The following is a 13,005-nucleotide window of genomic DNA, read 5'->3' on the forward strand; positions in this document are numbered from 1 at the left end:
GCCTGCGATGTTGGAAAAAGTCCTGATCGCCAACCGTGGCGAGATTGCCCTGCGCATCCTGCGCGCCTGCAAGGAGCTGGGCATCAAGACGGTGGCAGTGCATTCCACAGCCGACCGTGAGCTGATGCACCTGTCGCTGGCCGACGAGACCGTCTGCATCGGCCCGGCCTCGGCAGCCCAGTCCTACCTGAGCATCCCGGCGATCATCAGCGCCGCCGAACTCACCGGCGCTACCGCGATCCACCCGGGCTACGGCTTCCTCGCCGAAAACGCCGACTTCGCCGAACAGGTGGAGAAATCCGGCTTCGCCTTCATCGGCCCGAAAGCCGACACCATTCGCCTGATGGGCGACAAGGTGTCCGCCAAGGACGCCATGAAGCGTTCCGGCGTACCGACCGTGCCGGGCTCCGACGGCCCGCTGCCGGAGGACGAGGAAACCGCACTGGCCATCGCCCGCGAAGTGGGCTACCCGGTGATCATCAAGGCCGCCGGTGGCGGTGGTGGTCGCGGCATGCGCGTGGTCTTCGAGGAAGAAGAGCTGATCAAGTCGGCCAAGCTGACCCGTACCGAAGCGGGTGCCGCTTTCGGCAACTCCATGGTCTACCTGGAGAAGTTCCTCACCAACCCGCGCCACGTGGAAGTGCAGGTACTCTCCGACGGCCAGGGCAATGCCATCCACCTCGGCGACCGCGACTGCTCCCTGCAGCGCCGTCACCAGAAGGTCCTGGAAGAAGCACCCGCCCCGGGCATCGACGAGAAGGCCCGTGCCGAAGTGCTGGACCGCTGCGTCCAGGCCTGCATCGAGATCGGCTACCGTGGCGCCGGCACCTTCGAATTCCTCTACGAGAACGGTCGCTTCTACTTCATCGAGATGAACACCCGCGTGCAGGTCGAACACCCTGTCACCGAGATGGTCACTGGTATCGACATCGTCAAGGAGATGCTCAGCATCGCCGCTGGCAACAAGCTGTCGATCAAGCAGGACGACGTGGTCATCCGCGGTCACGCACTGGAATGCCGTATCAACGCTGAAGACCCGGACAACTTCATGCCCTGCCCGGGCAAGGTGACCTACTTCCACGCACCAGGCGGTAACGGCGTCCGCGTCGATTCGCACCTGTACAGCGGCTATACGGTTCCGCCGAACTACGACTCGCTGATCGGCAAGCTGATCACCTACGGCAACAGCCGCGACGAGGCTTTGGCGCGCATGCGCAACGCCCTCGACGAGATCGTGGTCGACGGGATCAAGACCAACATCCCACTGCACCGCGACCTCACTCGCGACAAGGGTTTCTGCAAAGGTGGTGTGAACATCCACTACCTGGAGAAGAAACTCGGCATGGATAAGCACTGATACCCTTCAGGGCTGACTCCACCACACAGGGGCTGCCATATGGCGGCCCTTGTGTTTTTCCGGCGTGGCCTCAAGTAAGCTTGCGCGCCTGCCGGAAGCGCCATTACGAATCGATCAAGAGGTTCCCGCCATGCCCTGGTTACAAGTCCGTCTCGCCATCACCCCGGAACAGGCGGAAACCTATGAAGATGCCCTCCTGGAAGTTGGCGCGGTTTCCGTAACCTTCATGGACGCCGAGGACCAGCCGATATTCGAACCCGACCTCGGCACAACGCCCCTGTGGACGCATACCCACCTGCTGGCGCTGTTCGAGGCCGACACCGACGAAGCGAGCCTGGTCGCGCACCTGGAGCTGCTCACTGGCGCCGCGCTGCCAGAGCACCAGATCGAGCGAATCGAGGACCAGGACTGGGAACGCAGCTGGATGGACAACTTCAAACCGATGCGCTTCGGCCGTCGCCTGTGGATTGTCCCCAGTTGGTACGACGCCCCGGAGCCGGATGCGGTAAACCTGCTGCTGGACCCGGGCCTGGCGTTCGGCACCGGCACCCATCCGACCACCGCACTCTGCCTGGAATGGCTGGATGGCCAAGACCTGGCCGGCCGCGACGTCCTGGACTTCGGCTGCGGCTCGGGCATCCTCGCCATCGCTGCGCTGCTGCTGGGCGCTCGCGAAGCCGTGGGCACCGACATCGATCCACAGGCCCTGGAAGCCTCCCGCGACAACGCCTTGCGCAATGGCATCGAACCCACCCGCTTCCCGGTCTACCTGCCTGCAGACCTGCCGGCCAAGCCCGCCGAAGTGGTGGTTGCCAATATCCTCGCCGGCCCGCTGGTCTCCCTCGCACCGCAGATCACCGCCCTGGTGGCGCCTGGCGGCCACCTGGCATTGTCCGGCATCCTCGCCGAGCAGGCCGAGGAAGTCCGCGCAGCCTATGCCGATGCCTTCGAACTCGACCCGACGGCGGAGAAGGAAGGTTGGGTGCGTATCAGCGGCGTACGCCGCTAGCGAGAACAGAGCCAGAACAGTGCCGGATTGAGTAAAATAACCCTTCGTTTCCACCGGATCACCGCATGACTGACAGCTTCGTCACCCAGTGCCCACATTGCCAGACCAGCTTCCGCGTAAGCCGTGCGCAGCTGGCAGTGGCCAACGGCGCCGTGCGCTGCGGTGCCTGCCTGCATGTGTTCAACGCTGCGCAGCAGTTGCTGGCGGCAGCCGGCCAAGCGGTACCACCCCAAAAGCCCGAGCCGCACCAGGAAGCCCCTCGTCCAGCGTCGACGCAGACCAAGCCGGCCCCGGCCCCAGCGGCCCCCCCGCTGCCGGCCAGCGCGGTTCCCAGCGTCGCCGCCGTCCTCAACCAGGCTATCCAGCCTCCGGCCGACAGTCCCAGCGACTCGCCGACCAGCGATACCCAGTGGATCCACGACGATCTCGACCTGGACAGCCTCGATCTCGACGAAGAGCTTGCCAAGCTGGAGCAGGAGGAGCGCCGGCTGTCCCGTGACCTCCTCGGCCACGAACCACCACTGCGCTCCGGTCTGGAAGTGCCAGAACCTGCCCCCACACCAGCACCAGCACCTGCGCCAGCCCCCGAAGAAGCAGCCGAGCAGCCTGCCGACGAAGGCTGGGCTGAGGCCCTGATCCGCGAAGTCGAGGAGCGCGGGACCCAGCGCCCCGAACCGCCTCTCGCCCCGGAACCCGTCGCCATCACCCCGACCGCCCTCAGCAGCTCGGCTACACCGACCCGCACCGAGCCCAGCCTGTCACTGGATATGGTGGAGGATGAACCGGGCCCGGACTTCAGCCTGGGCGGCGCCCGTGACGACGAGCCAGAGATTCTTGCCGACGACGATCACGACGACGAGCCGGAAGCACAACCCCGGGAGTCCGCACGCGCACAGCGCAGCGAACCCGGATTGCGTGATGACGGCCTGCTCAACCTCAACGACGAGCCCTTGCAACTCGACTGGCAGCAGCCGAAGCGCCCATGGGGTCGGTGGATCGGCTGGGGCCTGCTGAACCTGCTAGGCGCTGGCGCCCTGGCCACTCAGTACGTGTGGTACCACTTCGACGAACTGGCCCGACAGGACCAGTACCGCCCCTGGTTCGCGCAAATCTGCCCGGAAATCGGCTGCCAGCTGCCCTCCAAGGTCGATATCGACCTGATCAAGAGCAGCAACCTGGTGGTACGCAGCCATCCGGACTTCTCCGGCGCGCTGGTCGTCGACGCGATCCTCTACAACCGCGCGTCCTTCTCCCAACCCTTCCCGCTGCTGGAACTGCGCTTCGCCGACATGAGCGGCCAATTGCTGGCCAGCCGTCGCTTCAAGCCCGGCGAATACCTCTCCGGCGAACTGGCGGGCCAGGGAGAAATGCCGCCGCAGACGCCCATCCACATTTCCCTGGACATCCTCGACCCGGGCGCCAAGGCCGTTAACTACAGCCTCAGCTTCCATTCCCCCGAATAGCCTGCAAGCGCCGGAATTCCGGCGCTTCAGCGCTTCCCAAACGCTTGGTGATAAGAGCCTGGCTGCTCAGAATTTGTTCAAAACAGCCTTTATCCAGTCATCGAGAGCGGGTATCATGCCCACCCTTTTTCGAACTCCCCGGATATCACCAAGAGCCTGTTTTTGAATCCGCATGGCCGACGTGCCGCAGATCGAGTACAGGCTCCTAGCAGGCCCCAAAACAGGGAAGACTTATGTCGGCGGTACGCATTGGCCCTTACGCCTTGCCCAACCCCGTGATACTTGCCCCGATGGCGGGTGTCACCGATCGACCGTTTCGCCTGCTGTGCCGTCGCCTTGGCGCCGGCATGGTGGTATCGGAAATGGTCACCAGCGACGTGCGCCTGTGGAATAGCCGCAAGTCGCGGTTGCGCCTGCTCCACGAGGGGGATCCGGAGCCGCGCTCCGTCCAGATAGCCGGGGGTGATCCGGAGATGCTGGCGGAAGCGGCACGGGCCAATGTTGCTCTCGGTGCGCAAATCATCGACATCAACATGGGTTGCCCGGCGAAAAAGGTATGCAACAAGGCTGCGGGCTCCGCGCTGATGAAGGATGAGGCCCTGGTGGCTGAAATCCTCGAAGCCGTGGTCGGCGCCGTTGACGTACCTGTCACGCTGAAGATCCGGACCGGCTGGGACAGATCGAACAGGAACGGGACACAAGTGGCGAAAATCGCCGAGCAGGCCGGCATCCAGGCACTGGCTGTGCATGGCCGTACGCGGGCCGACCTGTATACAGGCGAAGCCGAGTACGACACGATCGCCGCGATCAAGCAGGCCGTGTCGATCCCGGTATTCGCCAATGGCGATATCGATTCGCCACAGAAAGCCCGGCAGGTCCTCGACGCTACAGGCGCCGACGCCCTGCTGATTGGTCGAGCGGCCCAGGGACGTCCCTGGATATTCCGCGAGATCGCGCATTACCTGGCGACGGGCGAACTCCTGCCGCCGCCGGGGCTGGTAGAAGTGGAACGAATACTGCTGGAACACCTTGCCGCACTGCACGCCTTCTACGGCGACGAAATGGGCGTACGCATCGCCCGCAAGCATGTCGGCTGGTACCTTGCAACCCTGCCCGGGGCCAGGGAGTTTCGCACCAAGTTCAATCGTTTGGAGTCCACGGACGCGCAGTGCGCCAACGTTCGGGAGTTTTTCATCGAACGTCACAACGAAGGAGAAGAGGTGGCCGCATGACGACGATGACCGAGAATTTTTTTGATGGGGCAACACCCGTGAGCGACAACGCCAACCTTAAACAGCACCTGACTGCAGCAACCGCCGAGGGCCAGACCCTGCGCGGCAGCGTGGAAAAGGCGCTGCACAACTATTTCGCCCATCTTGAGGGCGCCGCCGTCACGGACGTTTACAACCTGGTGCTCTCCGAAGTGGAAGCGCCGCTGCTGGAAACCGTGATGAATTACGTCAAGGGTAACCAGACCAAGGCTTCCGAAATGCTCGGCCTCAACCGCGGCACACTGCGCAAGAAGCTCAAGCAATACGATCTGCTCTGACGAGCCGGAGCCCGAGCCGGAAGCCTGAAGCTGGACTAGCCGCCAGCCCTTCGAGCTTCCGGCTTATCGCTTCCAGCTCACCCTCAATTCCTCTTCCCAATCGAATGGCTCCGAAATGACCGACCAGACCACCCGCCTCCCCGTTCGTCGCGCCCTGATCAGCGTTTCCGACAAGACCGGCATTGTCGACTTTGCCCGCGAGCTGGCAGCGCTCGGGGTGGAAATCCTCTCCACCGGCGGCACCTACAAGCTGCTCAAGGAAAACGGCATCGCCGCCGTAGAAGTCGCGGACTACACCGGCTTCCCGGAAATGATGGACGGTCGGGTGAAGACCCTGCACCCGAAGATCCACGGCGGCATCCTCGGCCGTCGCGACCTCGATGGCGCGGTGATGGAACAGCACGGCATCAAGCCGATCGACCTGGTCGCGGTCAACCTCTACCCCTTCGAAGCCACCGTCGCCAAGCCTGACTGCGACCTCCCCACCGCCATCGAGAACATCGACATCGGCGGCCCGACCATGGTTCGTTCCGCGGCGAAGAATCACAAGGACGTCGCCATCGTGGTCAATGCCAGCGACTACGCCAACGTCCTCGAAAGTCTCAAGGCCGGCGGTCTGACCTACGCCCAGCGCTTCGACCTGGCGCTCAAGGCGTTCGAGCACACCTCCGCCTACGACGGCATGATCGCCAACTACCTGGGTACCATCGACCAGGCGCGCGACACCCTCACCACCGAAGGCCGCGGCGCCTTCCCGCGCACCTTCAACAGCCAGTTCATCAAGGCCCAGGAAATGCGCTACGGAGAGAACCCGCACCAGAGTGCGGCATTCTACGTTGAAGCCAAGCCGGCCGAGGCCAGCGTTTCCACCGCCATCCAGCTGCAGGGCAAGGAACTGTCCTTCAACAACGTGGCTGATACCGATGCCGCGCTGGAGTGCGTGAAGAGCTTCGTCAAGCCGGCCTGCGTCATCGTCAAGCACGCCAACCCCTGTGGTGTTGCCGTGGTACCTGAAGATGAAGGCGGCATCCGCAAGGCCTATGACCTGGCCTACGCCACCGATACCGAGTCCGCGTTCGGCGGCATCATCGCCTTCAACCGCGAACTGGATGCCGAAACCGCCAAGGCGATCGTCGACCGTCAGTTCGTCGAAGTGATCATCGCGCCGAAAGTTTCCGCCGAAGCTCGTGCCGTCGTCGCTGCAAAAGCCAACGTGCGCCTGCTGGAGTGCGGCGAGTGGGCCGCCGAGCGCGCCCAGGGCTGGGACTTCAAGCGCATCAACGGCGGCCTGCTGGTGCAGAGCCGCGACATCGGCATGATCACCGCGGCCGACCTCAAGGTTGTGACCCAGCGCGCACCGAGCGAGCAGGAAATCCATGACCTGATCTTCGCCTGGAAAGTGGCCAAGTTCGTCAAATCCAACGCCATCGTCTACGCCAAGAACCGCCAGACCGTCGGCGTCGGCGCCGGCCAGATGAGCCGCGTGAACTCCGCGCGCATTGCCGCCATCAAGGCCGAGCATGCTGGCCTGGAAGTCAAAGGTGCAGTCATGGCCTCCGATGCCTTCTTCCCGTTCCGCGACGGTATCGACAATGCCGCCAAGGCCGGTATCACCGCGGTGATCCAGCCGGGTGGTTCCATGCGTGACAACGAAGTCATCGCCGCTGCCGACGAAGCCGGCATCGCGATGGTCTTCACCGGCATGCGCCACTTCAGGCACTGAGTAGGGACGCGCTGAAGCAGGCATCTGCTGTGTTGTCCGGCCCTTTCCCAATGCTCATTGCCAGAAGGCAAATCCGCTTGGTGAAGGACCGGACGCCTTGCATCTACCCGCTCCATCGCGCCCCCGACGGTCCGTCGTAGAAGATTCGTAGCTTTTGTAGGGTGGATAACGCTCTTCTTATCCACCGTTCGGGCGGAAGGCCCGCCTCCTCAAGGAGAACTCAATGAACGTACTCATCATCGGCAGCGGCGGTCGTGAACACGCCCTGGCCTGGAAAGTGGCCCAGGACCCGCGCGTTGCGAAGGTCTTCGTTGCCCCGGGTAATGCCGGCACCGCTACCGAGGCCAAGTGCGAGAACGTCGCCATCGACGTGCTGGCCCTGGAGCAACTGGCCGACTTCGCCGAGAAGAACGTCCAGCTCACCATCGTCGGCCCGGAAGCGCCGCTGGTGAAAGGCGTGGTGGACCTGTTCCGCAGCCGCAAGCTCGCCATCTTCGGCCCCACCGCCGGTGCCGCCCAGCTGGAAGGCTCCAAGGCCTTCACCAAGGACTTCCTGGCCCGCCACCAAATCCCCACCGCCGACTACCAGAACTTCACCGAAGTGGAGCCGGCCCTGGCCTACCTGCGTGAAAAAGGTGCGCCCATCGTGATCAAGGCCGACGGCCTGGCCGCCGGCAAGGGCGTGATCGTCGCCATGACCCTGGCTGAAGCCGAAGACGCCGTACGCGACATGCTCGCCGGCAACGCTTTCGGTGACGCCGGTTCGCGCGTGGTGATCGAGGAATTCCTCGATGGCGAAGAAGCCAGCTTCATTGTCATGGTCGACGGCCAGAACGTGCTGCCCATGGCCACCAGCCAGGACCACAAGCGCGTCGGCGACGGCGACACCGGCCCCAACACTGGCGGCATGGGTGCTTACTCCCCGGCCCCGGTGGTCACCGCCGAAGTGCACCAGCGCGTGATGGACGAAGTGATCTACCCGACCGTGCGCGGCATGGCCGAGGAAGGCAACGTCTACACCGGCTTCCTCTATGCCGGCCTGATGATCGACAAGAGCGGCGCGCCCAAGGTCATCGAATTCAACTGCCGCTTCGGCGACCCGGAAACCCAGCCGATCATGGTTCGCCTGGAGTCCTCCCTGGTGCTGCTGGTGGAAGCCGCACTGGCCCAGGCCCTGGATAAGGTCGAAGCCACCTGGGACCCGCGCCCGACAGTCGGCGTGGTGCTGGCGGCTGGCGGCTACCCAGGCGACTACGCCAAAGGCGATGTCATCGAAGGCCTGGCCGACGCCGCTGCTCTGGACGGCAAGGTGTTCCACGCCGGCACCGCGCTGAAAGATGGCCAGATCGTCACCGCCGGCGGCCGCGTGCTCTGCGCCACCGCCATTGGTCGCAGCGTCTCCGATGCCCAGCAGCAGGCGTATCGCCTGGCGGAGAAGATCCGCTGGAACGGATGCTTCTACCGCAAGGACATCGGTTACCGAGCCATCGCGCGCGAACGCGGCGAAGGTTGAAGGTAAAAAACAGGTAAAAGCCTGGATCAAGGCGGCCGACTGGCCGCCTTGATCATGTTCCGTACAGCCAGGCCTTGGCTATAATCGGGCCACTCACCCACGAAGGGACTTCGCCCGTGCGTCGGCTCAGGATTGCCACCGTCTTTCTTGTCAGCATGCTGCTGACCTCGCTCTTTCTGTTGCCTGCACAGGCTGCGGACGATCGGCAATGGAGCATTCTGCAAGACCCGTCCTCAAGCCTGCGCCTCGAAGACGTGCGCACCCAACAGGCCCTCTCGCAGTTCACCCCGATCGACCTCCAGCAACTCTATACCTCCGGCGGCGGCAGCGCAGTCTGGCTTCACTACCAGCTTCCCCCCAGCGAACACGAGCAACTGCTTCGCGTCTTCGCGCCCTACCTGGCCTTCCTCGACCTCTACGTCCTCAAGGGCGAAGAACTCATCGACCACACCCGCACGGGGAGCAGTCTGCCCTACAGCAACCGCCCCTTGCCCAGCCGCGACTTCCTGCTGCCGCTGCCGGTGGCGAAAGAACCGCTGGACCTCTACCTGCGCCTGTCCTCCAAGCATGCCCTGCGCCCGACGATCGACCTGCAATCCTCGGCGTTGATGGCGGCGGACGATACCCGGCCTCTGCTCTACGGCCTGCTGCTCGGCAGCTTGGGCATGCTGGTGTTCTACAGTCTCATGCGTTACGCCTACAGCCGCGACAGCAGCTGCCTGTGGCTGGCCGCCGCGCAAAGCTGCCTGATCGTCACAGGACTGAGCCTGCTTGGCGTCAGCTCGCCCTGGCTCGGCGAATGGCAAAGCGCCCAGCCGCAGATCGCCAACCTGTCGATGCTGGCGGCAATGGTCTGTGCCCTGGCCTTCACAGCCAGCTTCTTTCACAAGGTCTGTCCAAGCACGCCGCTGACCAAACTGCTGATCGGCGAGATCGTATTGATCTGCCTGATCGGTGTCCTGCTGATACTGGTCACCAGCCTGCAGTTCAATCAGCTGGTCTATATCCTCGCGGCCATCGCCAGCATCAGCATGTTCGTCGTGGCGGTATATCACTGGCGCCATGGCTATCGGCCTGCGGGGCCGTTCACCCTTGGCCTGGCGGTATTCTGTATCGCAATCCTCGGCGCCCTGCCTGCGCTGTTCGGTTACTGGCGCCTGGAGTCCGAATGGCTGGCCTACTCGCTCCTGGCAGTGTCTTCGTTCAGCGGCGTCATGCTCAGCCTCGCCCTCAGTGCGCGCCAGCGGCGAATCCAGCAGGAAGCCTTCATCGCCAGCCGGGAGCGTGCAGCCAACTCCGCCGAGCTCAAGGCCAAGGGCGAGTTTCTCGCCAAGATAAGCCACGAGATTCGCACCCCCATGAACGGCGTACTCGGCATGACCGAGTTACTGCTCGGCACTCCCCTTTCGGCCAAGCAGCGCGACTATGTGCAGACTATCCACAGCTCAGGCAATGAACTGCTTACCCTGATCAACGAGATTCTCGACATCTCCAAACTGGAGTCCGGCCAGATCGAGCTGGACGACGTGCAGTTCGACCTCAACGCCCTGATCGAGGATTGCCTCGATGTCTTCCGCGCCAAGGCCGAGCAGCAGCGCGTCGAACTGATCAGCTTCATGCAGCCCCAGGTTCCGCGGATCATTGGTGGCGACCCTGCGCGCTTGCGCCAGATTCTGCTCAGCCTGCTGGACAACGCGTTCAAGCAGACCGATGAAGGTGAGATCCTCCTGGTGGTCGCCCTGGACACTGCGGGCAGCGAGCCACGCCTGCGGATCGCCGTGCAGGACAGCGGCCGTCCCCTGGAGGCCGGCGAGCGCGACGCCCTGCTCAATGCCGAGCTGCAAAGCCGCGACTTCATGGCCGCCACCAAACTGGGCGGTCGCCTGGGACTGGTCATCGCCCGTCAACTGGTCCGCTTGATGAGTGGCGAATTCGGCATCCAGAGCGGCGGCGGCCAGGGCAGCACCCTGTGGATCACCCTGCCGGTCGATAGCCAGCGCCTCGAGCAACCCTCCACCGACCTCGACCAGCCGCTTGATGGCGCACGCCTGCTGGTGGTCGACGACAACGACACCTGCCGCAAGGTGCTGATCCAGCAATGCAGTGCCTGGGGACTGCAGGTCAGCGCCGTGTCCTCCGGCAAGGAGGCCCTCGCCCTGCTGCGCACCAAGGCGCATCTGCGCGAATACTTCGATGTGGTGCTGCTCGACCAGGACATGCCCGGCATGACCGGCATGCAGCTGGCGGCCAAGATCAAGGAAGACCCTAGCCTCAACCACGACATCCTGATCATCATGCTCACTGGTATCAGCAACGCGCCGAGCAAGATCATCGCGCGCAACGCCGGCATCAAACGCATCCTCGCCAAGCCGGTTGCCGGCTACACGCTCAAGACCACGTTGGCCGATGAACTCAACCAGCGCAAAGCCGGCGGCTCGACGCCGCTGCCAGGTTCCCAGGTCAGCGAGCCGCTGCGTGTTCCGGATGATTTCCGCATCCTGGTGGCCGAGGACAACAGCATTTCGACCAAGGTCATCCGTGGAATGCTGAGCAAGCTCAAGCTGGAGCCGGATACCGCCAGCAACGGCGAGGAAGCGCTCAACGCCATGAAGGCCAAGCACTACGACCTGGTGTTGATGGACTGCGAAATGCCGATCCTGGACGGCTTCACCGCCACCCAGATGCTGCGCACCTGGGAAGCCAGCGAGCACCGCCCACGCACGCCGGTGGTAGCCCTCACCGCGCACATCCTCAGCGAACACAAGGAGCGCGCACGCCAGGCCGGCATGGACGGCCACATGGCCAAGCCGGTGGAACTGTCGCAGCTGCGTGACCTGATCGAACATTGGGTCGCCGAGAAGGAACTGCGCGGCCAGCACGCGATGCATTCCTGATCCCGCATTTCTTCTCGGCCTGTCCGCACAGGGGACGCTTTTCCTATAAGGACGAAGTCATTCCCCAAGCAGGCCAACGGCCTGCCTGAAAAAAACCGGCCTACGCAAACCGCACCGCAAAGATCGGTGGCAGATACCCCGCCACCAGTTGCCAGCTATCACCCTGATCCTTTGATACCCAAAGGTGTCCGGTAGTTGAGCCCATGGCCAGGCACTGGCCGCTGGAATCCACATCCAGGCCGTGGCGGTACACAAGGTCATAGCAGTGCTGCTGCGGCAAACCTTGCTCCAACACATCGAAACTCTGCCCGCCATCGCGGGTGCGGGTCACGCGCAGGTGCTGATCCGCAGGCACCCGGCATTCATCCTTCACCGCCGGGACGAACCAGGCGCAGTCCGGATTTGACGGGTGCACCGCCACCGCAAAACCGAAAGTGGAGGGGCCGGCGTGTTCGATTTCCTTCCAGTTCAGGCCCCGGTCGGCGCTGACGAAAATCCCATTGTGATGCTGCACCCAGAGCCGTTCCGGTTCCACCGGGCAGGCCACCATGCGATGCGGGTCCTGGATATCGGGTTCCTCAACACGCTCTGGCGGCATGTAGGCCGCGCGCATGCCGCGGGTCCGGTAGTTCCAGCTTGCGCCTTCATCCTCGCTGTGCCACACGCCACCGCAGGACACGGCTAGCGTCAGCCTACGGCTGTCCCGCGGGTCGACGCTGATGGAGTGGATGCCCGGCTGGTCGTAGCCGCCACCGAACCAATTGGCCCGTTCCGGCCGCTGCCAGAGACTGTCGACCAGTTGCCACGAGTCCCCATGGTCACGGGAGCGGAATAGTCCGCCGGGAATGGTGCCCGCCCAGAGCGTTCCGGGTTGGTCGGTGCCGCCCGGCTCCAGGCACCAGATCATGTCTACCGAGGGACCGTCCTCACCTTCGTCAGCAGCCGCAAAGGCGGGGGCGGGAATCTCCTCCCACAGCTGCCCGCCATCTGCTGAACGCCAGAGCTTGGGCCCGAAGTGGCCGAGGTGAAGTGCCGCATAGAGGCGGCCATCGCGCGGATCGGCGAGTACCATGCTCACCGGCTCACCGAGGAAGTCCTGGCGCACCAAACGCCAGTCGTTGCCCGCCGGCTCGAACTGCAGCAGGCCCTTGCGGGTCGCCACATGGATGCGTTGCGACATCTGCGTATCCTCCTTGCGCAGCCTCAACCACCGGACAGTGCCTGCACCACGAATACATCGCTGCCGGCGGCAAGTGGGTCGGAGAGCCCGCGTCGATCATTGACCTGCCTGCCATCGACGAAGATCGCCACATGCCGCCGCAGGCGCCCCTGGTCATCGAGCAGGTAACTGCGCAGGCGCGGGTTGGCGGCAAAGGCCTCGGCCAGGGCGGCGGCCACCGTGGCGCCACCCACGTCCAGTTCGGGGACATCCAGGTGGCGTTGCAGGTTGGGGGTGAAACTGAGGTGTGCCATGGGTGACTCCCGATGCGACATCAC

At 63.9% G+C, this 13,005-nt stretch carries 10 protein-coding genes; 8 read left to right on the plus strand and 2 right to left on the minus strand.

The annotated features are described in order from the left end of the window. Positions 1–7: 7 nt before the first annotated feature. The 8 genes from accC to J7302_RS05020 all read left to right on the plus strand — a co-directional run bounded on the left by accC (position 8) and on the right by J7302_RS05020 (position 11,508). On the plus strand, positions 8–1,357 hold the full coding sequence (gene accC / locus J7302_RS04985; RefSeq protein ID WP_215371341.1) for an acetyl-CoA carboxylase biotin carboxylase subunit: 1,350 nt from the start codon (positions 8–10) through the stop codon (positions 1,355–1,357). 130 nt (positions 1,358–1,487) lie between these two features. Beyond that, complete coding sequence (gene prmA / locus J7302_RS04990) at positions 1,488–2,366, plus strand: 50S ribosomal protein L11 methyltransferase (protein ID WP_215371343.1); 879 nt, start codon at positions 1,488–1,490, stop codon at positions 2,364–2,366. A gap of 65 nt (positions 2,367–2,431) precedes the next feature. Further along, complete coding sequence (locus J7302_RS04995) at positions 2,432–3,829, plus strand: DUF3426 domain-containing protein (RefSeq protein WP_215371345.1); 1,398 nt, start codon at positions 2,432–2,434, stop codon at positions 3,827–3,829. A gap of 233 nt (positions 3,830–4,062) precedes the next feature. Beyond that, a complete protein-coding gene (dusB, locus tag J7302_RS05000) occupies positions 4,063–5,061 on the plus strand; it encodes a tRNA dihydrouridine synthase DusB (protein ID WP_215371347.1) in 999 nt (332 codons plus the stop codon). Continuing rightward, positions 5,058–5,378 carry a DNA-binding transcriptional regulator Fis gene (gene fis, locus J7302_RS05005; protein WP_215371350.1) on the plus strand — a complete coding sequence of 107 codons (321 nt, stop codon included), beginning with the start codon at positions 5,058–5,060 and terminating at the stop codon, positions 5,376–5,378. Before dusB ends, fis begins: the two co-directional genes overlap by 4 nt. A 115-nt stretch (positions 5,379–5,493) precedes the next feature. Beyond that, the gene (gene purH, locus J7302_RS05010; RefSeq protein WP_215371352.1) at positions 5,494–7,101 is read left to right on the plus strand and encodes a bifunctional phosphoribosylaminoimidazolecarboxamide formyltransferase/IMP cyclohydrolase; all 1,608 of its coding nucleotides are present in this window, start codon (positions 5,494–5,496) and stop codon (positions 7,099–7,101) included. Between the two features lie 223 nt (positions 7,102–7,324). Beyond that, positions 7,325–8,614, plus strand: a complete 1,290-nt coding sequence (purD, locus tag J7302_RS05015; protein ID WP_215371354.1) for a phosphoribosylamine--glycine ligase — start codon at positions 7,325–7,327, stop codon at positions 8,612–8,614. Between the two features lie 116 nt (positions 8,615–8,730). Next, positions 8,731–11,508, plus strand: coding sequence for a hybrid sensor histidine kinase/response regulator (locus J7302_RS05020; RefSeq protein WP_215371357.1), 2,778 nt, complete (start codon positions 8,731–8,733; stop codon positions 11,506–11,508). A 100-nt stretch (positions 11,509–11,608) separates the two neighbouring features. On the opposite strand, the gene J7302_RS05025 is transcribed toward J7302_RS05020, so the two are convergent. Together J7302_RS05025 and J7302_RS05030 are read right to left on the minus strand one after the other, a co-directional pair. Further along, positions 11,609–12,688 (minus strand): exo-alpha-sialidase, encoded by a 1,080-nt coding sequence (locus tag J7302_RS05025; RefSeq protein ID WP_215371359.1) that lies wholly within the window; start codon positions 12,686–12,688, stop codon positions 11,609–11,611. A gap of 23 nt (positions 12,689–12,711) precedes the next feature. Next, positions 12,712–12,981: a MoaD/ThiS family protein gene (locus tag J7302_RS05030; RefSeq protein WP_215371361.1), complete on the minus strand. Its 270-nt coding sequence runs from the start codon at positions 12,979–12,981 to the stop codon at positions 12,712–12,714. Positions 12,982–13,005 lie beyond the last annotated feature (24 nt).

It is taken from the genome of Metapseudomonas boanensis, assembly GCF_018704125.1.
Classification (GTDB): domain Bacteria; phylum Pseudomonadota; class Gammaproteobacteria; order Pseudomonadales; family Pseudomonadaceae; genus Metapseudomonas; species Metapseudomonas boanensis.